Here is a 21363-nt window from a genome sequence, read left to right on the forward strand (position 1 = left end):
AGAGGCAGTGCGGGACCGGTGAGCCGTGGAAGGCCCCCCGCCCGTTTCATTCGTCGGCGGTCAGGAGGAGGGTCGCGATGCGATCGATGTCGATGTGGTGTCCCTCCGTGCCCGCCGGCACCAGTGCCTCGGCCCGGTCCAGGAATTCAGCGACGGGCGAGGCCATCATGTCGAGCACCGCGGACCCGAGCCGGGACCGGACGACGATGCGGACGACAGGGCCGTGCGACGAGCGCCGGGGCGAGACAAGGACATTCCCTTCGCCCACCGGCCTGCCCAGTCCCACTTTCAGGAGGCTGAGCGCGAATATCCAGTCGACCGTTCCGCTTGAGGTCGCTCCGATCGACAGACGGACGGCGTAGGGGTCCGCACAGTGATAGTGGAATGCCGCGGGGAGTGTGACCTGCGGTTCGCCTCCGACGATCACGTGCACGTCGAGCTCGCAGGTGACCGTCGTGTCGGCTGCGCTCGAAAACGGTTGAGTCATTTTCTGCCCGTTCAACAAGGTCTGGGGGATGGCAACTCTTGTCCGAAAAAGCCTAGGCGCGCCCGTAGCGGCCACTTGCCGGGAAATGTACGAAAGGTTGCCCAGGAGGGAACCGGACACGGCGGAGGCTTGAGGCTGAGCGACGCCGCCGGCGGCGCACACAGACCTTCCACCAATGGTCCGATCCGGACACTTTCGTGCATCACCTTCCATGACCCGGCATGGTTTTGTGAATATCCTGTAGCCGCAGGCCGGTCATGATCACCAAGCAGCGTTCGCCCTCCCGGCGACGACGGGTGGGCAAGTAAACACATGACAAAGCGAGTTGAGTCAGGTACAGAAGGGCGAGGCATACGGGGGTGGGTCAGGTGACCGAGGAGAACGGCGTCGGGTTCGGAGCGCTGCTCAGGCAGTTGCGGCTGGAGGCGTCGCTGACGATCGAGGCGCTGGCCGAAGCCTCGGGGGTCAGCGGTCGCGGGATCGGAGACCTGGAGCGCGGACGCCGGGCAACGCCCCAGCGGGGAACGGTCGCAGCGCTGGCGAACGGGCTGAACCTGCGCGAGGCGGAGCGCGAACGCCTGCTCGCCGCCGCCCGGATCGGACGCAACCCGCGCCAAAGCCCCGCCGACGTCCGCGCGTTCCCGCGCGGCATCGACGACTTCGTCGGCAGGGAGCAGGAACTCGCCCAGCTCACCGGGCTCGCGGGACAGGCGGCCCTCGGACGGTCACAGGTCGTGGCGGTGTCCGGGCCTCCCGGTACCGGGAAGACCACCCTGGCCCTGCACGCCGCACGCGAGCTGGCGGACCGCTTCCCCGACGGGCAGCTCGTCCTCGACCTGCGCGGCATGGACGACGAGCCGCCCCTGCCGGCCGAGCTGATGCTCCGTGTGCTCAAGGCCGTCGGCGTCGCCGACCGCGACCTGGCCAAGGCCGGATCGCAAGGTCATCCGGAGCTGTACCGGCAGGCACTCTCCGGGCGCCGCTGCCTGATCGTGCTGGACAACGCCCGTGACGAGGCGCAGGTCCGTCCCCTCCTGCCGAGTGCGGGAGGGGCGATGGTCCTGATCACCAGCCGAAGGATGCTCACCGGGCTGGAGGACGTCGAGCGCCTGCCGATCGGCGAACTCAGCCCCTCCGAAGCCGCCGTCTTCCTGACCGGCGTGATCGGCAAGGACCGCGCCGGCACGGATCCCGACGCGCTCTCCGAGGTCGCCCTGCGCTGCGCCTACCTTCCCCTTGCCCTGCGCGTGGCGGGCAACTGGCTGGCGACCCGCACCGGTTGGACCGTCCGCCGCCTGGCCGATCGTCTCGCGCTGCAGGAACGCCGTCTCGACACCCTGGCCGCCGGCGACGTCCGCGTCTCGGCCGCATTCGATCTGTCGTACCGCCAGCTCACCCCCGATGCCGCGCGGCTCTTCCGCTTCCTGGCCCTGGTCGACGGCCCGGACGCCAGCGTCGCCATCGGCGCCCAGCTCACGGGACAGGAGTACTTCGACGTCGAGGACACCCTGGAGGAACTGGTCGAGACCGGGCTGCTGGGCTCCGACCGGGACCGGTACCGGCTCCACGACCTGCTGAAGCTGTACGCCCGCGGCCGGCTCGAAGCCGAGGATTCCGAGGCGTCGGCGGAGGCGGCCAGGGGCGCCCTGCACCGCTGGCTGCTGGAGACCGCGGTCGTGGCCGGCCGCTGGTTCGAGCCCGACTACGGTGCCCCGCCCGCCACGTGGCAGGGCACCGTCGACCTGTCGACCGCGGACCACGCCCGCCAGTGGCTCCGGACGGAGAGCATCAACTGGCTCGCGGCCTTCCGTTCCGCCGCCCACGAACAGGACCACGCCGGCGTGGTCGAACTCGCCGAAGCCCTGCACTGGTTCTCCGACCAGTGGATCTTCTGGGGGCACTGGCCGGAGGTCTCCGCCACCGCCGCCGCCAGCGCTCAGGCACTGGGCGATCCCCTGCTCGAAGCCACCCACCTGAACCTCCACGCCTGGGCCCTGCTGATCTGCGAAGGCCGGCACCACGCCAGCATGGAACGGTCAGCCCGGGCACTGGAGGCGGCCCGGCGCGCCGGTGATCTCGCCCAGCAGGCCTGGGCCCACAGCTACACGGCGTGGGCGCTCAGCCACCTCGGCGAGTACTCCGCGGCGGCACCGCACAACCGCGAAGCGGCCGAACTGTTCGAGGCCGCCGGTGACATGCACGGGACGCTCCACGCCATGTGCAGCCACGCCGACACCCTGCTGCGGGCCGGACGTCATGAGGAGTCCATCGCGGAGCACCTCCGTACGCTCGCGTTCCTCGATCAGGCCGGCGACAGCATCGAGCCGCACAGTGCCGCCTTCAACCGGACCAACGTGCAGACGTCCATCGGGCAGGCCCAGACCCGCCTGCAGAACTGGACGAAGGCCGCCGATCACCTGCGCATCGCGGTGGACCTCGCCCGTGCGAGCGCGAATCCGGGACTGGAGAGCCGTGCGTTGATCCATCTCGCTGAGGCCCTTCACGCCGGAGGGCACCTGGAGCAGGCTCGCGAGTCCTATGTGCAATGCGTCGGTCTCGGAGAGTCCGGCAACCCCGAGCACGTGGTGACGGCCCGGGAGCGCCTGGCGGAACTCGATCACGGCTGACCCTGTCCTTCCGCCGATGACGGTGCTCGTGCCCGCCCTCACCGAGGGCTTCGTCAGGTGCGTCCTGTGCGGAGTGCGCTGTCGGTGCGGGGGCGACACGGTTGGAGGCGGCCGAGTGGGAGGCGAGAGGCGCTTCATCCCACTCGGCTGCCACGGGGAACGCTAGGTCTTCCCGGTCCCCGCGGTACGTCCGGCAGTGCGCGTCACCTGGTCCACGAGCGCACACCTACGTCGCTCGAACCCGGCGGCCCGTGGGGCCGGTCATGTGCCTGGACGGCCGGCTGTCATCGTTCCGGGACGGTGTCGGATACCGCCCTGTTGGGCACGTGAGTGGAGCTCACGGAGCCTTCTTCAGGGTGAAGTCGCCCAGAGCCGAGTCCTTCTTCGACAGATCGACCCGGGTGGTCTCCGGCTCGTAGCCTTCCATCGAGACGGTCACCGTGATCGGGCCGCGGCGCGTGTCGAGCCACTGGGAGTAGGTTCCGTCCTCGGCCGTGGTCAGGGTGTGGCTCGACTTCTTGCCGACGATCTCGACGGTGGCCCCGGCGAGGGGGGCCGTACCGCCTTCGCCGTCGTCACCGAGCACGGTGCCCGCGTATCTGGCCCATCCCTTGGGAGGGTTGACGGTCATCGTCACCGGGACCGGTGCGACGTGATACGGCGTGTCGGTGCGCATGCTCAACTGCGCCGAGTAGACACCCGGTTGGCTGACTCCGGCGGACGTGGCGTCCAAGGACACGGTCACCGTGGTGCTGGCACCCGGTCGCAGGGTCGCCTGCCGGCCACCGAGACCGAGCCAGGTCACGTCGTCCGTCCGGTCGCCCTGGTCGTATCCGGGCAGCACGCTCGCCATGGCGGTCACACTGCCCCCGGGGCTGCGCATGCCTCCCACGTTGTAGAAGCCGGGAGCGGCACCGCCTCGGTAGATCGTGGAGGCGGCGTTGGGCAGCGCCGTCCACGTCCCGGACCGCGGGTCGTAGGCGGAGCTCTTGTTGGTGACGCCGGCCGCGGCCCTGCCGCCGACGATGACGAGCTGTCCGTTCGCTGCCGCGTAGTTGGGTGCCCACACCGCCAGGGACATGTCCGCGATCGGTGACCAGTCGTCGGTCACCGGGTCGTAGACGTAGGCGTGCTTCGTCGCGGCGGAGTTCACCGTCTGGCCGCCGGCGCAGTAGAGCTTGTCGTCGATCTCGCCGCAGGCCGCCCAGCCGATGGGGATGGGGTACGGAGCCATCGCCGACCACTTGTCGGCGGTCGGGTCGTAGGCGTACACGTCCGTGTTGAGGCAGTTCTTCTGGCCGCATCCGCCGACGACGTACAGCTTGCCGTCCAGGACCGCGCTCGCGGAGCCGGCGTAGGGCTTGGGTGTCGGCGCTCCGGTGCTCCAGGTGTCGGACGCCGGGTCGTATATCTCCAGCTTGGGATCGAGTGTGCTGTCGTTGCGCCAGCCGCCCACGGCGTAGAACTTGCCGTCGATGAATCCCTTGGCCGGTGCGTCGCGTTCGTCGGCCGCCGACGCCAGTTGCGACCAGGCGTCGGCGCCCGGGTCGTAGACGTACATGTCCCGGCTGTAGGTGTTGGTGCTGGGGGTGTAGCCGAAGGCGGAGTAGAGCCGGCCGTCGTACGCGGCGACCGCGTTGTCCGTCGTGGCCGTCGGCAGATCCGCCACCGACTGCCAGGCCGTGCCGTCGACCGTCTGCGACTCGGGGCTGCCGACCTGCTCGGCCACGGTGAAAGTGGCGGGAGCCTTGCCGGTGTTCTTTATCGTCAGCTTCGTCGTGGCTTTCCCGCCCAGGGTCAGGGTCTTGTCCACGGCCGCTTGTCTGACCGTGAGTCTGCCGGACTGGAGAGACTGGTCCGCCTCGGTCACGCCGTCCGGCACCACGCGCACCGTCTTGGCCGCGGTGGCGAACTTGCTCTTGGTCACCGCGAAGGACCGTTTGCCGGGAGAGTCGGAGAAGAGCCAGTAGAAGCCGTCGTCCAGTCGCGGGTCGGCCGGGGTGGCCGTCGTCAGCGCGGTCTGCCCGTGATCGTCGGCGTCGCGGACCCTCGCGTTGAGAACACCGGCACCCGTATTGGCGTCGGTGACGACACCGGCCACGAGGCCGCCCTTGACAGGTGTGGTCGGGCGGTCGCCGATGAAAAGATTGTCCAGTTCCCAGTAGTTGTCATTGCTTGCGACGTATCGGAACCGCACCTGGACGGACTTGGCTCCGGAGTAGGCGGCGATAGGAATGTCTATGTGGTCGGTCTGGCTGACCTTCGTCCACGTGCGCAGATTGGTCCAGGTCGCGCCGCCGTCGGTGGTGATGTCGACCGTGGCGCTCTGCGTGACGGAGGCGGGGTAGGCCATGTCGAAGGAGATCCGCGGCCTGGTGTAGGTGCTGAAGTCGTAGACCGGGCTGAGCAGTGACGAGTCCTGACGCCTGCCGGCGTAGCTGATGCTGTTGGCCAGGGCGAAGCCACCGCTGCCGCCGGTGTTGTTCCCTTGGTGCGTGGGATCCGAGAACTGCCAGCCGCCCTCGGTGCCGGGGGCGTTGACGACGGTCCAGCCGCCGGGCGGGGAATCGGTCGCGTCGAACGCCTCGGTCCGGCCGACGGTTCCCACGTCGTAGCCCGCGAACGTGTCCACCTCGCGGTCCACGGGGAGGGCGACGTCCGCCTTCCGTGTCGTGGATCCGACGGTGACGTCCTTCGTGCCGGTCTGGTAGCCGGGGTACTGGGCCACGACCTTGAGGGTGTAGTCACGGCCTTCCGGCAGTCTCAGCTTGTAGACGCCGGTGTAGGGGTCGGTGAAGACCGGTGCGCCGGGCACGTCCTCGGCGGTCACCGCCGCGTAGAGCGGGTATCCGTGGCCGGAGCCGTCAGTGATCCTGCCGGTGACGGTCTGCGAGGGCGCGGCCTCCAGCGCGATGTCCCGTGTGACCGAGTCCCGGTCGGCGACGGTGACCCCAGCGATGGTTCCGCTCCGGTAGCCGTAGGCGTCGGCGCGCAGGTCGTGGGTGCCGGTCGGCAGCGTGAGGGAATAGTGGCCGTGGGAGTCCACGGTGGCCTGGTAGCCGTCGGCCGTGACGGTCGCCGTGGTCAGCGGCGCTCCGCTGGAGTCGGTGACGGTGCCGCTCACCGTGCCGTGCGGGTAGTTGCGGAACGCTGCAAGGCCGTTGGGAGTGCCGAGACCCGTCGGGCCGTCGTAGCCGGACCCCGCGGTGCAGAGATAGGCCGGCGTGCAGGTGCCGTTGGTGCCGCTGGTGACGTCGTTGAGCTCGGACTTCTTGAAGTAGGGGTAGGCGTTCGGATAGGTGCCGGCGTCGGGGACGGCGGCGGCCGCGTACACGCCGGCGATGATGGGTGCGGCGGCGCTGGTGCCGCCCATCTCGCCCCAGCCCTTGCCGCCGTACGTCTGGTAGAACGCCACACCGGTGAGGGGGTCGGCCACCGCGGCCACGTCCGCCACCGACCGGTTGGCGCAGCCGGTGTCCGTCTGGAAGCCGGGCTTGGGTTCGTACAGCGAACACCCCGACCCGGCGAGGCCCCAGGCCGATTCGGTCCAGCCGCGCGAGGCGGTCGCGCTCGGGTTGAGCGTCGTACCGCCGACGGCGGTCACGTACTGCGAGGCAGCCGGATAGGAGACGCCGTATCCGCGGTCCCCCGTGGAGGCGACCATCGCGACGCCCGGCCGGTTGTAGTGGGCGTCGAACTCGGTGGCCTCCTCCGCGAACTCGCCGCTGCCCGCCTGGCTGGTGTAGTCGCTTCCGTAGGAGTTGGAGACGTACTGCGCTCCCTGCGCGACGGCTTGGTCGACGGCGGCGAACATGTCCTGGAAGTCGGAGCTGTCCGCCTCGACCAGCAGGAGGTGCGCGGCGGGCGCGGAGGCCGAGACCATGTCCAGGTCGAGGGACGCCTCGGCTGCCCAACTGCTGTTGGGTGAGGGGAAGTCGGTGCCGCCTCGCTGATCGACCTTGCGGAAGCAGCCGTTGTCGGTCGTGCATGCGGGCAGTCCGTACTGCTCACGGTAGACGGCCAGATCGGCCTCCGCCGTCGGGTCGTCGTAGGCCACCACGACGGCGACCGTCCGGCCCGCGCCGCCGTCCGCCGGCAAGGCGTACGCGCTCTGCAGATCGGACGGACCGTAGCCCACGGGATCCGTGGCCGCCACCCCGCGCCGGGCGACGGTGTCGGTGCGTCGCAGCGCGAAACAGCCGACATGGCCAGGCTTCGGCGCCGAGCACACGGACTCCACGGGCGCCTGGGACTGCTGCGCCGGCGCCTCGGCGGCGGGCTCCGCGGACGCCGCCGCGGCCAGAGGCAGACCAGCCCCCAGCAGTGCCGTCACGACGGAGGCGACAACCCCCAGACGCCTGGGCATCGGCCCGGGTCTCGCGGTGAACAGCCTGGATATTCGCACCGTGCGACTCCTGTGCACTCGTACCTCGGACCAACCCGTTGACCACGGGTGACTGCGAACTCCTGTTCGCAACAGACGTTTTCGCAGATCAATTAATGAAACGTCAAGTAACAATGTTCATCGGCCGGTTCTGGACATAGCGACACATGGCCGACAGTTCGCCAGAGGAGTTCGTTCGAGACACGTCGGCTCGGGGCGGGTCGGGGCGGGTCGGATCGAGAAGGAGCCTAGGAGCCGCGCGTCAGGCCGATCGCTCGTCCGTGCACGGATGGTGTTCCCACAGTGCACAGGCGCGCGGGGAGGTGCGCGTCGTCGGCTCGGATCCGGAGACCGGCTTCGGCCGCGGGCCGCTCGTCATGGGGTGACCGGTCGGCCTCCCCTGCTCGTTCCTCCCCGGGCAAGAGTCCGTGCGTTCCCCGGCGCGAAACGCCGATCAAGCGTCCGTAGGGTCCGGGACGACAATCCCGCTTCCCGAGTGCGCGCCGCGGCCCTGGTTCGCCGTACCGCGAGCCCTGGTCCTCCCCCGCCGGAACGCACTCGGGGTCTGAGGGCCACCTTGCCGATTTCCAAAGGGGTGAGCATGCGTACACACACCAAGCCGTTGCTTCAGGTGTGGGCATGGCAGAAGGACGCCGCGTGCCGGGGCATGGACAGTTCCGTCTTCTTCTCACCGGAGAGGGAGAGGGGCCGAGCCCGTCAGCGGCGGGAGGAAGCGGCCCGGACCATCTGCCGTCAGTGCCCCGTGAGCGGTCCCTGCGGCATGTTCGCGCGGGCGTCGCGGCAGGAGTACGGCGTCTGGGGCGGCTACTCCGAGAACGAGCGGCGTTCCACGGCCGTGCTGCCCGAGCGGACCTGAGCCCCTCATGGCCACGCATGGGCCGGGTACGTCTCCTGACCGTGGACGGAGGTCAGTCGCCGACGTTCCGCTGCGCCATGACCAGGTGCATGGCGCGAAGGTCGTCCAGTGTCAGGACCGCTCCTGCCAGGGCGCAGGCGGCGCGCATGCCGATCAGGCTGTCGACCTCGCCGGGTTCGAGGTCCTCCCAGTCGGCGATCCCGGCCGCCTCGAACGCGGCGGCCAGTTCGGCGGGCATGCCTGGAAGCCGTTCCTCCAGGCTGAGTTCGTCGATGACGACGTTCTCGATCTCCTTGCCGTCCACCGCGTAGTGGAGACTCGCGTGCCCGTTGATGGCGCAGACGGTCGTGACCGCTTGACGGCCGCCGCGGGAGAGAGCCTCGGCGGTGCCGTCGAAGGTGTATCCCAGGTCGTCGTAGACGAAGGTCCAGGGCCCGAGACGGCCGGCGAGCAGGGTGGCGGCGTCCCCCGTGTCGCCGCCGAAGGCCGCACCCGGCAGCGACGTGTACCGGTTCGGCTTCTTGTCGGGAAGCACGCACAGCTGGATCGAGGCGGGATCCACGCGAAGGGCCTCCAGTGCCCGCACGGGTCCCATGTCCCGTACGACGTGCAGGCTGTGGTTCGGATCGTCGCTGGCGAGGTCGCGTATCCAGACCGGCAGCCCGTCCGAATCGAGCGCATCGCGCGGGAATCCAGGCGTGACCATGGGCGACCTCTTAACGCTCTTCATCGTGTCCCGGCGCACCGGAACGGTGCCGCAGGCTGCTCTGGAGAGATCGCGCGTCAGGCGACGGTCGAGCAAGATTGCAGAGGGAGGGGGACGCGCGCAACTCGACCGTGATCCTTGGTCGGCCGACGGACAGCGTCAACGTCCGGAGGCGGGGTCTGCTCGAAGGCGCACCGCCGATGCTCCGGAGGGCAGAACAACGCCTCGGCAGGCGGGGTGACCTGCACTGTTGGGCATCCTGAAAATTGTTCCTGCACTTCTTCCTGGTACCTCTCGCGCAGGTGCGATGTGCTGACACCGCTCGCCGTGAGCCCTCGGACCGCCTGACCGCCATCGGATCGGACGGCCCAGGACAGCTCGCGCCCGACGGCCGCGTCGGCTGCGCGTCCGCATGACCTCGCCAGGGAGTCGCCGTGTCCGTGGTCCTGTCCACCGCTCCGTTGTCCGCCTCGGACCGGGCCGACTTCTGGCAGGACGCCGTGTCGCGAACGTTCGTCCCGCTCGATGTCGATCTGCATGAGAACGAACCTGCCACGGCGACGATCGTCAGCCGGCGGGTGGGCTTCATGCAGGTCTCGACGGTCACGGCCGGACCGCAGACGGTCGCCCGCAAGCCGCGGTTGATCGCACGGGACGGCAAGGAGGCCGTGACCCTCACGCTGATGCACCGCGGGAGCGCCGAACGCTCGCAGGACGGCCGGGACGCGGTCGTGCACCCCGGGCAGTTCTCCATGTCGGATTCCCGGCGGCCCTTCGGCAAGTCGCTGCGGCAGGCGTTCAGCCTCACCGCGTTCCACTTCCCCAGATCCGCGCTCGGAGTGAGCGATCCCGAACTGCGGGCCGTGACCGCCACGTCCTTCGGTCAGGACGAGCCGCTCTCCGCCCTCCTCGCCGGGCATCTGAAGCGCCTTGGCGGCAGTGCCGAGTCGGTCGCTCCCGCGCAGGCCGACCGGCTCGCCGCGGTGACCTGTGAGCTGTTGACGTGCCTGATCCAGGAGAGGCACGGGCGGCTGGCTCCCCAAGAGCCCGCCGCGGTCCAGGCGATGCTCCTTCGCGTCAAGGAGTACATCCTGCGCCGTCTCGCGGATCCGGACCTGTCCCTGGTCGAGATCGCCTCCGCGCACCAGGTGTCGCTCAGGTATCTGCACAAGCTCTTCGAGACGGAGGGCGTGACCGCGGCGCGGTGGATCCAGCAACAGCGTCTGGAGCGCTGCCGGAAGGAACTGGCACGGACGATGTCCAACGCACCGACCGTCGCCGTGGTGGCGCACAGCTGGGGATTCGCCTGCGCCTCCCATTTCAGTCGTGTCTTCAGGCTCGCCTACGGCATTTCTCCCCGGGAGTACCAGGCGGCCGCGCGGAGGGGTTCGAGGTGACGAAGGGCATGCAGGTGCTCGCTCCCGATCGTGCGGTGAGCGGCACCCGGGTCGACCGTGGGACGGCCGGCAAGGCGACGCGTTCGCTGATGACGGCGCCCGACGCCGTCCCCGACGGCCGCCGTGACGGCGAGGTGCCGCCACGGGGAGTCGATCCCTGGCAGCAGGCTCTGCACGACACGTTGGGCCTGACCGATGCCACCGTGCCCGACGGGCGGCACGCCGGAGTCATCCGCACGTTCCGTCTGGGCCACTTGAAGCTCGCCACCTTGGAAGGCAGCGGGATGCGGCTGCGCCGGGCCGGGCGGCCCGCCGGCCAGGACGACGGCCTCCTGGTCGTCCTGCTGGTGGAACGGGGCACCGCCACGCTCGAACAGGACGGCCGCCGCGTGTTCCTGCATCCGGGGGAAATGGTCTTCTACGACCTGACGCATCCCGTGTCGCTCGACCTCCCCGGCCCGTTCCGCGCGAGGTTCCTCGCCCTCCCCCGCCGGCTCATGGGGCTGAGAGAGGAGCGTCTTCGGCAGATCGCCGCGGTCCCGGTCACGACGGACGCGGCCGTGGGGTCACTGGTCGCCGCGTTCGTGACGCACCTGATCGACATGGCGGCGGACTGCCCGGCGGCCACGGGAGTTCCTCTCGCGAGCAGCGCGATCGACCTGCTGAGCCTGCTCGTCGAGGAGCAACTGGGCCTGGGAGCGCAGCCGGCGGCGGGTCTCGACCGCCTGCTGGAGATCAAGAGGTTCATCGCGCGGAACATCGACGACCCGAACCTCACCCCGCAGACGGTGGCCCGCGCCAACTCGATCTCCGTCCGCTACCTTCACAAGCTCTTCCAGGCCGACGGCGGCACCGCCGGTCAGTGGATCCAGCGGTGCCGGCTGCAGAAGTGCCGAAGTGAACTGGCCGGACTGGACGCCTCGAAGCGCTCCATCTCCGCGGTGGCCCACCGCTGGGGATTCACCAGCGCGTCCCACTTCAGCCGGGCCTTCCGGTCCCTGTACGGGATCTCGCCGGCGGAGTGGAGGGATCCGGGCGTGAAGCTCTTCAAGGAAGCCGTGGCACAGGCGGGTTCGGTCGCCGCGCAGCGCTAGACCGGGGGGGTGCGCCCCCGAGGCGTCCGCCTGCCCCACCCGGCAGCCGACCGCGGCCTTGACCAGCGGGTCCGCGACCACTGGGGTACCACCCCGGTGCGAAACCACCACGACCCCCGGTTTCATGAACACACGCCGAATCAGCGTCGGCCGCTTCATCCGGGCGTCAGAGGTCGCCGACCTCGTGCTGGACCTCCTTGCCGCCCGGCAGCCGGCATCGCCGTCGACGGCCGCACCGGCCCGTCTTTCTGACCGGCCGTCACCCCCGCGGTGGGCTCCGGTCCCACCGTCTTCCCTTTCCTCCTCCCATCGGAGTTATCAGTGAGATTCCGTCTGTCCGGTTCCCGTGGCCTCGCGGCCTCGGCCCTCGCCGTCGCCGTCGCCCTCGGCTCGGTCACCGTCACGGCCTCGGCCTCCGACACACCTGCGTCGTCGGCGTCGGCTTCGGCGCACGAACAGCTGCCCGCCGGGTTCAGCGAGCACAAGACCAAGGTGGCAGGCACCGGCATCGACTACGTGATCGGCGGCCACGGCCCCACCCTGGTCCTCATCCACGGCTACCCGCAGACCTGGTACGAGTGGCACGACATCATGCCCGCCCTGGCCAAGCACTACACGGTCATCGCACCGGACCTGCCCGGCGCCGGCCGCAGCGACGCCCCCGCGTCCGGCTACGACAAGAAGACGATGGCCGCCGAACTGCACGTACTCCTCGCCTCCCTCGGCAAGGACCAGGACGTGAACGTCGTCGGCCACGACATCGGCACCATGGTGGCCTACGCCTACGCCGCCCAGTACCCGAAGACCGTCAAGAAGCTCGTGCTCAGCGAGGCCCCCATCCCCGACTCGGGCCTTTATGACTTCCCGTCGCTCACCGCACAGGGCCCCGGAGCGTGGCACTTCGGCTTCTTCTCCCTGCAGACCGGTCTGCCGGAGAGCCTGATCCAGGGCCGTGAACTGACCTGGACCAAGGGCTTCATGCGTGGCATCGCCGTCCACAAGGACGCCCTGACCGACGACGACCTGAACGTCTTCGCGTCCTACCTGCGGGACTACGCGCACCTGGAGGCGTCCTTCGCCTGGTTCCGGGCCTTCCCTCAGGACATCGCCGACAACGCGCGCTTCCGGAAGAACAAGCTGACCATGCCGGTGCTCGCGATCGGCGCCGACGGCAGCCTCGGTTCCTCGGTCGGCAAGCAGGTCCGCAAGTACGCCAAGCACGTCACCCCGGTCGTCGTCCCCGACTCCGGCCACTGGATCTACGAGGAGCACCCCGAGGAAATGACCAGCCTGCTGCTGCAGTTCCTCGGCGACCAGCGATGACTTCGGGGGCGAAGATGACGCAGTTCTTCCCGACCTTCGATCCGACGGCCGAACGCGAGCCCTTCTGGTTCCTGGGCGGCCAGGCCAGGATCCTGCTTCCCGGCACCGCGACCGACAACCGGCTCAGCCTCATGGAGTTCGCCGACCCGATCGGCCACGCTCCCCCGCACCACGTCCACGAGGACGAGGAGGAGGTCTGGTTCGTCCTCGACGGCGAGGTGACGTTCTTCGTCGGTGACGAGCGCCACGACCTGGTACCGGGTCAGGTCGCCTACGGGCCGCGCGGGGTCCCGCACAGCTACCTGGTGCGCTCGCCCGAAGGGGCGCGGATAGCTGCGCTGTTCAGCCCGGCCCGCATCGAGGAGTACTTCCGCACCAACGGCATCGCGGTGGCCGAGGCCGGCGTCCTGCCGCCGGAGTTCGATCTCGGAACGGTCGTGGCGTCCGCCGCGGACTTCAACCTGCGTGTCACCGGGCCGCCGCCCACCCTGTGATCCGGTCCGCCCCGCCGGGCGGATCCGAGCAGTTCCGCGAACGGGCGCGGCGCCGGCCGAGCGTCACGCTCGGCCGGCGCGAGCAGGCCGGACGTCGATCCACGACGGCCTGAGCCCAGCGGGCCGCGCCCGTTCGCGACGCACCCGCAATCCGGTCGATCCGCTCGCGGACGACTTCCACCAGACCAGGAGAGACACGCGTGAATGCCACGACCCGCCGCACCGTACTCGTCACCGGCTCCACCTCCGGCATCGGCGAGGCGACCGCCGCGGCCTTCGCCCGCGACGGTGCCGAGGTCATCGTCAACGGCCGTGACCCCGACCGGACCAAGGCCGCCGCCGAACGCGTCCTCGCCGCCGCGGGCAACGGCGAGGTCCGCGCCGTCGCCGCCGACGTCAGCACCGCGGACGGCGTCCGCGCCCTGACGGACGCCGTGCCGGACGTGGACGTCCTCGTCAACAACGCCGCGATCTTCGACGCGAGGCCCGCGTTCGAGATCACCGACGAGGAGTGGAGCCGCTACTTCGAGACCAACGTCCTCAGCGGCATCCGGCTCACCCGCCACTACGCCCCCCGGATGGTGCGGCGCGGGTGGGGCCGCGTCGTCTTCATCAGCAGCGAGTCGGCCATCAACACGCCCAAGGAGATGATCCACTACGGCGCCACGAAGACGACCCAGCTGGCCGTCGCCCGCGGTTTCGCCCAGGAGGTCGCCGGCACCGGCGTCACGGTCAACTCCGTCCTTCCGGGTCCCACCCTCACCCCGGGCGTCCGGGTCTTCATCGCCGACCGGGTCGGCAAGGGCATCCCGTTCGAGGAGGCGGAACGCCGCTTCATCGCCGAGGAGCGCCCCTCCTCGCTCCTGGGACGGCTGATCCGCCCCGAGGAGGTCGCCAACCTCGTCCACTACGTCGGCTCCGACGCGGCCTCCGCCACCACGGGCGCCGCACTGCGTGTCGACGGCGGCGTGGTGAGCAGCATCATCCCCTGACGGCCCCAGGTGCTCGCGCCGCGTCCGCACCTCCGGCCGGTCGGCCGGTCGAGATCCGGCACCCCCGGCCCCCGCGCTCTGCACGCCTGAACCACTGGGGTGGCACCCCGGTGCGAAACCACCGGGGTCCCCGGTTTCGTGGACACCGGTCCGGTCAGGTGACCCAAACAGGAGAGGCTCCGTCATGTCCGTCAACCTTCCCGTGGTCTTCGTCCACGGACTCTGGCTGCACAGCACCTCGTGGCAGCCGTGGATAGACCTGTTCCGCGAGGAGGGCTACGAGCCGTCCGCTCCCGGATGGCCCGGCGACCCGGACACGGTCGAGGAGGCACGTCAGAACCCGGAGAGCATCGCCGGGCACGGCATCGACGACGTCGTCGAGCACTACGCCGCGCTGATCGCGAAGCTTCCCGAGCGGCCCATCGTGATCGGTCACTCCTTCGGCGGGATGATCGCGCAGAAGCTGCTCGGCCAGGACCGCGCGGCCGCCGCCGTCGCGATCGACGCCGCCCAGATCAAGGGCGTCCTGCCGCTGCCGCTGTCCGCGCTGAAGGCGACGTTCCCGGTCTTCAAGAACCCGGCCAACAAGAACCGTTCGGTGTCGCTGACCGCCGAGCAGTTCCGGTTCGCGTTCGGCAACGCCGTCTCCGAGGAGGAGTCGGCCGCCCTGTACGAGCGCTGGACCATCCCGGCGCCGGGCAAGCCGCTGTACGAGGCGGCGTCCGCCAACTTCAACCCGCACTCGCCGGCCAAGGTCGACACGGAGAACAACGGCCGCGGCCCGCTGCTGCTCATCTCCGGCGGCAAGGACCACACCGTGCCGGAGACCGTCACCCGGGCCACGCTGAAGCAGTACCGGCACTCCGAGGCCGTCACCGACATCCTCAACTTCGCCGACCGCGGGCACTCCCTGACGATCGACGGCGGCTGGCGCGAGGTCGCCGACACCGTCCTCGGCTGGCTGCGCGAGCAGGGCCTGGAGAGCGGACGATGACCTCCTCCCCCGCACCGGCGTCCGGCGACGACGCGGGTCTGGCCGGGCGGACGGTCGTGGTCACCGGTGCCGGGCGCGGCATCGGGCTGGCCGTCGTCGAGGCCTTCCTCGCGGCGGGCTCGCGGGTCGTGGCGGGTTCACGCAAGCGCACCGACGCCCTCGACGCGCTCGCGGAGCAGGGAGCCGGACTCACCGTCGTGGAGGTCGACCTGGGGACCCGAGAGGGTCCGGCGACGCTGATCGCCGAGGCCGTCGCGGCGCACGGCGGTGTCGACGTGCTGGTGAACAACGTCGGCGCGGTGCGGCCGCGGGTGGACGGCTTCCTGGGGGTGACGGACGAGGACTGGGAGTGGACGCTGACGCTGAACCTCCTGTCCGCGGTCCGCGCGACGAGGGCGGCCCTGCCGCATCTGCTGACCACCGGTGACGGACGGATCGTCACCGTCTCCTCGGTCAACGCGCGGCTGCCCGACCCGCTGGTCATCGACTACGGCGCGGCGAAGGCGGCGCTGACCAACTTCTGCAAGGCCCTGTCCAAGGAGGTCGGGCCGCAGGGGGTACGGGTGAACACCATCGGTCCCGGGCCGGTGGAGACGGCCCTGTGGCAGGGGGCGGGCGGTGTCGCCGACACGGTCGGCCGGTCCCGGGGCGTCGACCCCGGGGAGGTGGCGCGGGGCGCGGCTCAGCAGTCGCTGACGGGCCGTTTCACCCGGCCGTCCGAGGTCGCCGATCTCGTGGTCTACCTGGCGAGTTCCCGGGCGGCGAACATCACCGGTGCCGACTTCGTCATCGACGGCGGCCTCGTCGAGTCCCTCTGACCGGCCGGCGAGGCGCGGCGGCGGCGTCGGCCCCGCTGCGCCTCGCCCGCCCTCCGCGCCCCTTGGAGAGATCACATGACCGTTCCGACGCTGTGCTTCCCGAGCAGCTCACGACGACGTCGGGGACCACAATGACGAGCCCGTTCTTTCCGACCCTGGACCGGGCCCCCGACCGGGAACCGTTCTGGTTCCTCGGTGGCCAGGCCAGGATCCTGATTCCCGGCGGCGCGACCGACAACAGGTTCAGCCTCATGGAGTTCGCCGACACGGTCGGCCACGGGCCCCCGCACCACGTCCACGAGGACGAGGAGGCGGTGTGGTTCGTGCTGGACGGCGAGGTGACCTTCTTCATCGGCGACCAGCGCCACGACCTGGCGGCCGGGCAGATCGCGTACGGTCCGCGCGGCGTTCCGCACAGCTATCTGGTGCGTTCACCCCAAGGGGCGCGAGTCGGGGTGCTGTTCAGCCCGGCCTGCGTCGAGGAGTTCTTCCGGGCCAACGGCACCCCGGTGGCCGAGGCCGGCGACCTGCCCCCGGATTTCGATCAGGCACTGGTCATGGCCTCGTCGGATCCCTTCCACCTACGTCTCACCGGCGCTCCGCCGGCCTGATCGGACAAGCGAACTCCCGCGAGAGCGGGGCCAGATCATCGAGGAGAACGTCATGACAGGCATCACCCCCGTCGAACCGCGCGAGAACGGCCGGCGGCGCAGAAGGCCGGCGCTCGTGGCGCTGGCGGTCGGAACCCTGCTCACCGTGCCGGCGCTGTCGGCCGCCGTGCCCGCCGGTCCGGCGCTCGCCGCCGGCTCCGCGGCCGCCTCGGCCAAGCCCGGCACACCGAAGCCGACCGTGGTCCTCGTCCACGGCGCCTTCGCCGACGCCTCCAGCTGGAACGCGGTCACGGCACGGCTGGAACGCCAGGGATACCCGGTCGTCGCCGTCGCGAACCCGCTGCGCGGTCTCGCCGGCGACTCCGCCTACGTGTCGAGCATCCTCGACACCATCCCCGGGCCCGTCGTGCTCGCCGGCCACTCCTACGGCGGCGCCGTCATCACCGACGCCGCCACCGGTCACTCCAACGTGAAGGCCCTCGTCTACATCGCCGCCTTCGCCCCCGACGAGGGCGAGACCGGCCTGTCGATCCTCGGGCAGTACCCCGGCAGCCAGCTCTCGCCCGCGCTCACCGTCCGCCCCTATCCCGGCGGACAGGACGCCTACGTCAACCCCGCCGACTTCCGCCAGGTCTTCGCCGCCGACGTACCCGCCGCCACGACCCGGCTGATGGCCGCCGGGCAGCGTCCGGTGTCGCTCGCCGCCTTCGCCGAACCCAGCTCCGCGCCCGCGTGGAAGACCATCCCCTCCTGGTTCCTGGTCGCGGGCTCCGACCGGGCCATCCCGCCGGCCGCCGAACAGGCCATGGCCAAGCGGGCGGGCTCGCACGCCCAGGTGATCCGGGGCGCCTCCCACGCGGTCCTCGTCTCGCACCCCGACGCCACCGCGCACCTCATCGAGGCAGCCGCGCACGCCACCTCCTGACACCCCGGTGGCCGCTCCGGTGCACGCCGGTACGGCGTGCACCGGCCGGTGCACCGGGCGCAGCAGCGGATCCGTGAAAGGAACGACCATGCCCCTCCCGTCGCCTCACCCCCGATGAGCGGCTCCCGCGAGCACGGCCCCCTGCCGGTCCTGCTCCTCGCCCTGACCGTCGGCACCGGTCTGGTGGACGCCGTCAGCTATCTGGCGCTGGGCCATGTCTTCGTGGCGAACATGACCGGCAACGTCGTCTTCTTCGGCTTCGCGGTCGGCGGTGCCGACGGCGTCTCCTGGAGCGCGGCGCTGCTGGCGCTGGGCTGCTTCGGAGCCGGCGCGTTCGTCGGCGGACGCCACGGCGTCGCCCGCCGGATCCACCGCGGCCTCCTGCTGGCCCTCGGCTGCGGGACCCAGTGCGTGCTGGTCGCCGTGACGGCCGCTCTGGCCGCCTTCACCGATCCGGCCCGGCGCGGCACCCAGCTGGCCATGATCGCGCTGCTGGCCGTCGCGATGGGCCTGCAGAACGCCGTGGTCCGCCGGCTGGCGGTCCCCGACCTGACCACGACGGTGCTCACGCTGACCGTCGCGGGCCTGTTCGCGGATCGGACCCCGAACGAGGTCCGGCTGCGGCGTGTCGCGTCGCTGCTGGCGATGCTGGCGGGGGCACTCGCCGGCGGTCTGCTGCTGCGACACGGCCGGCTCGCGGCTCCGCTGTGGGCCGCCGCGGCCGTCCTCGCGGCGTGCGCGGTGACGGCCGACCGCCTGCGTCGGCGCGACGCCGCCGAGCGCTGGGGCTGATCGGGCCCACTCCCGTGCGGCCGCCAGGTCCACGGCCTCTCCCGTCGGCGTGCGCACCCCGTACGCCTGCACCTTCCTTGCCACTCCGGCGCGCATCACGCCGGTCCACCCAGCCTGCGAAAGGGAATCGACATGCCGTACATCACCGTCGGCCAGGAGAACTCCACCGACATCGAGCTGTACTACGAGGACCACGGGAGCGGGCAGCCCGTCGTGCTGATACACGGCTATCCGCTGGACGGCCACTCCTGGGAGAAGCAGCTTCCGGCCCTGCTCGACGCGGGTCACCGGGTCATCACGTACGACCGGCGCGGCTTCGGCCGGTCCTCGCAGCCGACCACCGGTTACGACTACAACACCTTCGCCGCCGACCTCGACACGCTGCTGACCGAGCTGGACCTCACCGACGCGGTGCTGGTCGGCTTCTCCATGGGCACCGGCGAAGTCGGCCGCTACCTGGGCGCCTACGGATCGCAGCGGGTCGCCAAGGCCGCCTTCCTGGCCTCCCTCGAACCGTTCCTGCTCAAGACCGACGACAATCCGGGCGGCGTCGACGGATCCGTCTTCGACGGCATCCTGGAGGCGGTCACCAAGGACCGGTACGCCTACTTCACGGGCTTCTACGAGGCGTTCTACAACCTCGACGAGACGCTCGGCGTCCGCATCAGCGAGGAGGCGGTGCGGGCCAGTTGGAACGTGGCGGCGGGTGCCTCGGCGTACGCGTCGGTGGCCTGCGTGCCCACCTGGATCACGGACTTCCGCGCCGACGTCGCCAGGATCGACGTACCGACGCTGATCCTGCACGGGACGGCCGACCGGATCCTGCCGATCGACTCCACCGGCAGGCCCTTCCACGCACTGCTGCCCTCGGCCGAGTACGTCGAGATCGAGGGCGGCCCGCACGGTCTGCTGTGGACGCACGCCGACGAGGTCAACGCGGCGCTGCTGGCCTTCCTCAGCAAGTAGCCGCACGGACGGCTCGGCCGCGTGCCCGAAGGACGGCCGTGATCCGGTGCGGGTCCCGGCGGCAGGTGTCCCGTCGGCGGTCCGCACCGGGGCGTGACCGCCGACACCCGGCCGGGTCACGGCGGTCGCGCCGGCCCCGGCCCACGGCTCGGCGCAGCCGTCCTCCCGGCCCCCGCTCGGCTCCCCCTCTTCAGCCAAGGACCACTCCATGACCAGCGGAATCATCGGAGCCGGTGCCGACGCGACCACGCCGGCCCCCCACACGAAAGCCCCCCGACGGGATCGGACCGCACCCGACGGGCACCTGCTGGCGGTCCTGACGGCCGAACACGTCAAACCACTGACCGCGTATGTCGAACGCATGCTGAACGACCGCCACTCGGCCGAGGACATCGTGCAGGAGACCCTGATACGCGCCTGGCTCCGCTCGGATCGGCTGCTCGCCGACAACGGCTCGCTGCGCGGCTGGCTGCTGACCGTGGCCCGGCGCCTGGCGATCGACCGCATCCGCAGCGCCTACGTCCGCCACGAGTCACCGGGCGCGGAACACCGGGGGATCGTCCAGGACGACCACGCGGAGGCGGTCGCCATGTCGGTCGACGCCGTGACCCTGCTGCGCCATCTCTCGCGCGAGCACCAGGAGGTCCTGGTGCACACCTACCTCCACGACAGGACCGTGCAGGAGACCGCCCGGATCCTGGGCATCCCCGCGGGCACCGTCAAGTCCCGTCAGCACTACGCCCTGCGCCGGCTCCGTTCCCGTCTGTCTGACGAGGCGGCCGCGGCCCGGGGCGACCTCCGCTCACCCTCGCCGCCCGGCCCGCCACTCGCTCGGCGAGGTGCCGTACGCCGCCCGGAACGCCCGGCTGAAATGGGCGGCGTCCGTGAAGCCCCAACGGCGCGCCACCGCGGCGACGGTAGGGGGGACCGGGGAGCGGCGGGACAGCTCGCCGCGGCATGCGTCGAGCCGGCGCCGCTGGATCCAGCGGGCGGCGGTGGTGGACTCGTTCTCGAAGAGCTTGTGCACGTAGCGGACCGATATCCGGTGTTCGCGCGCGATGGAGGCGAGGGACAGGTCGGGGTCGGCGAGATGCCGGTCGATGAACTCCTTGATGCGCAGCAGCAGGGCGGGGCCACCCCCGGGGGTGTCCTGGGCGTCGCGGCCCAGCCGCTCGGCGAGAAGCGCTCCGACGAGGTCCACGGCGTGGGCCGCCAGCGCGTCGCCCGCCGTGGCGGCGAGGTCGGGAGCGCGGTCGGCCAGGCCCCGCAGGAACGGCAGGATCACCCGGCCAAGGCCGGCGTCCTGGTGCAGTGCGGTCGCCGTCACCCGGTGGAGTTCTCCCTCGGACTGCGGGAGCAGGGCCCGGGGCACCAGCAGCACCTGCATCCGGAAGCGGTGCGGGAAACGTAGGGTGTAGGGCCGTGTCGTGTCGTACAACGCCACCTCGTCCGGGCTGAGTTCGGCGCTGCGGCCGTCCTGCTCCACCTGTGCGTGACCGCTGCGCTGCAGACCCACGTAGACGAACTCGGCGCTGTCCCGGGCGATCAGCCCCGGTGTGCGGTCGACCCGGCCGCGGTCGCAGTCGACGGTGGTCGCCTGGAGCGGGCCGAGCCGGTCGGTGCTGATCCGTCCGCTGAAGGGCTCGTCCTCGGGGAGGGTGATCCGCAGCGGGACGAAGGTGCGGAAGACCTCTTCCTGCCAGTGCTCCAGACGCGCACCGCCGGGATCGGACCGCACCGAGAACACCACGCTCATGCCCACTTCCCCTGGCTCCACGACCCGAGCACCGACTGGCGACGCCCGGCCCGGGACGCCCGCACGCCGGCTTTTCCCCCGCCGGCCGTGCCCTGAAGTCCGGTTCCCGTGCTGTGCCGA

The 21363-nt window shown here is 70.7% G+C and carries 17 protein-coding genes and 1 pseudogene; 14 read left to right on the plus strand and 4 right to left on the minus strand.

All coding sequences use genetic code 11. The annotated features are described in order from the left end of the window. Positions 1-46: 46 nt before the first annotated feature. The gene (locus ACIQOE_RS37980; RefSeq protein ID WP_401416535.1) at positions 47-505 is read right to left on the minus strand and encodes an SsgA family sporulation/cell division regulator; all 459 of its coding nucleotides are present in this window, start codon (positions 503-505) and stop codon (positions 47-49) included. A gap of 350 nt (positions 506-855) precedes the next feature. On the opposite strand from ACIQOE_RS37980, the gene ACIQOE_RS37985 reads away from it, so the two are divergent. Further along, positions 856-3114: an ATP-binding protein gene (locus ACIQOE_RS37985; RefSeq protein ID WP_401416537.1), complete on the plus strand. Its 2259-nt coding sequence runs from the start codon at positions 856-858 to the stop codon at positions 3112-3114. A gap of 337 nt (positions 3115-3451) precedes the next feature. Here the strand turns inward: ACIQOE_RS37985 and ACIQOE_RS37990 are convergent, their stop codons facing one another. Then, on the minus strand, positions 3452-7480 hold the full coding sequence (locus ACIQOE_RS37990) for a carboxypeptidase regulatory-like domain-containing protein (RefSeq protein WP_401416539.1): 4029 nt from the start codon (positions 7478-7480) through the stop codon (positions 3452-3454). Positions 7481-8099: 619 nt separating this feature from the next. Between ACIQOE_RS37990 and ACIQOE_RS37995 the strand changes: the two genes are divergently transcribed. Continuing rightward, on the plus strand, positions 8100-8375 hold the full coding sequence (locus ACIQOE_RS37995) for a WhiB family transcriptional regulator (RefSeq protein ID WP_401416541.1): 276 nt from the start codon (positions 8100-8102) through the stop codon (positions 8373-8375). A 52-nt stretch (positions 8376-8427) separates the two neighbouring features. On the opposite strand, the gene ACIQOE_RS38000 is transcribed toward ACIQOE_RS37995, so the two are convergent. Further along, positions 8428-9081 (minus strand): hypothetical protein, encoded by a 654-nt coding sequence (locus ACIQOE_RS38000; RefSeq protein WP_365575713.1) that lies wholly within the window; start codon positions 9079-9081, stop codon positions 8428-8430. A 434-nt stretch (positions 9082-9515) separates the two neighbouring features. Between ACIQOE_RS38000 and ACIQOE_RS38005 the strand changes: the two genes are divergently transcribed. The 12 genes and pseudogenes from ACIQOE_RS38005 to ACIQOE_RS38060 form a co-directional block, all read left to right on the plus strand. Continuing rightward, a complete protein-coding gene (locus ACIQOE_RS38005) occupies positions 9516-10478 on the plus strand; it encodes a helix-turn-helix domain-containing protein (RefSeq protein WP_351324781.1) in 963 nt (320 codons plus the stop codon). Beyond that, positions 10475-11572, plus strand: a complete 1098-nt coding sequence (locus ACIQOE_RS38010; RefSeq protein ID WP_401416545.1) for a helix-turn-helix domain-containing protein — start codon at positions 10475-10477, stop codon at positions 11570-11572. The genes ACIQOE_RS38005 and ACIQOE_RS38010 overlap by 4 nt, the downstream gene beginning before the upstream one ends. Positions 11573-11893: 321 nt before the next feature. Then, positions 11894-12895 carry an alpha/beta fold hydrolase gene (locus tag ACIQOE_RS38015; protein WP_401416547.1) on the plus strand — a complete coding sequence of 334 codons (1002 nt, stop codon included), beginning with the start codon at positions 11894-11896 and terminating at the stop codon, positions 12893-12895. A 14-nt stretch (positions 12896-12909) separates the two neighbouring features. Continuing rightward, entirely contained in the window at positions 12910-13389 is a 480-nt protein-coding gene (locus ACIQOE_RS38020) for a cupin domain-containing protein (RefSeq protein ID WP_401416549.1), read from the plus strand. A gap of 200 nt (positions 13390-13589) precedes the next feature. After that, a complete protein-coding gene (locus tag ACIQOE_RS38025) occupies positions 13590-14381 on the plus strand; it encodes an SDR family NAD(P)-dependent oxidoreductase (RefSeq protein ID WP_401416552.1) in 792 nt (263 codons plus the stop codon). A gap of 184 nt (positions 14382-14565) precedes the next feature. After that, complete coding sequence (locus ACIQOE_RS38030) at positions 14566-15375, plus strand: alpha/beta hydrolase (protein WP_351324790.1); 810 nt, start codon at positions 14566-14568, stop codon at positions 15373-15375. Continuing rightward, positions 15372-16193: an SDR family oxidoreductase gene (locus ACIQOE_RS38035; protein ID WP_365575704.1), complete on the plus strand. Its 822-nt coding sequence runs from the start codon at positions 15372-15374 to the stop codon at positions 16191-16193. Before ACIQOE_RS38030 ends, ACIQOE_RS38035 begins: the two co-directional genes overlap by 4 nt. 131 nt (positions 16194-16324) lie before the next feature. Continuing rightward, positions 16325-16804 (plus strand): cupin domain-containing protein, encoded by a 480-nt coding sequence (locus tag ACIQOE_RS38040; RefSeq protein ID WP_365564601.1) that lies wholly within the window; start codon positions 16325-16327, stop codon positions 16802-16804. A 52-nt stretch (positions 16805-16856) separates the two neighbouring features. Further along, on the plus strand, positions 16857-17729 hold the full coding sequence (locus tag ACIQOE_RS38045) for an alpha/beta hydrolase (protein WP_365575700.1): 873 nt from the start codon (positions 16857-16859) through the stop codon (positions 17727-17729). Positions 17730-17843: 114 nt separating this feature from the next. Beyond that, on the plus strand, positions 17844-18521 hold the full coding sequence (locus tag ACIQOE_RS38050) for a YoaK family protein (protein WP_401416556.1): 678 nt from the start codon (positions 17844-17846) through the stop codon (positions 18519-18521). 132 nt (positions 18522-18653) lie between these two features. After that, positions 18654-19487, plus strand: a complete 834-nt coding sequence (locus ACIQOE_RS38055) for an alpha/beta fold hydrolase (protein ID WP_401416558.1) — start codon at positions 18654-18656, stop codon at positions 19485-19487. A gap of 208 nt (positions 19488-19695) precedes the next feature. Then, a pseudogene (locus tag ACIQOE_RS38060) lies at positions 19696-20193 on the plus strand (sigma-70 family RNA polymerase sigma factor); the annotation flags it as partial. 96 nt (positions 20194-20289) lie between these two features. Here the strand turns inward: ACIQOE_RS38060 and ACIQOE_RS38065 are convergent. After that, complete coding sequence (locus ACIQOE_RS38065; protein ID WP_365564610.1) at positions 20290-21243, minus strand: helix-turn-helix domain-containing protein; 954 nt, start codon at positions 21241-21243, stop codon at positions 20290-20292. Positions 21244-21363 lie beyond the last annotated feature (120 nt).

It is taken from the genome of Streptomyces sp. NPDC091282, assembly GCF_044757385.1.
Taxonomy (GTDB): Bacteria; Actinomycetota; Actinomycetes; order Streptomycetales; family Streptomycetaceae; genus Streptomyces; species Streptomyces gramineus.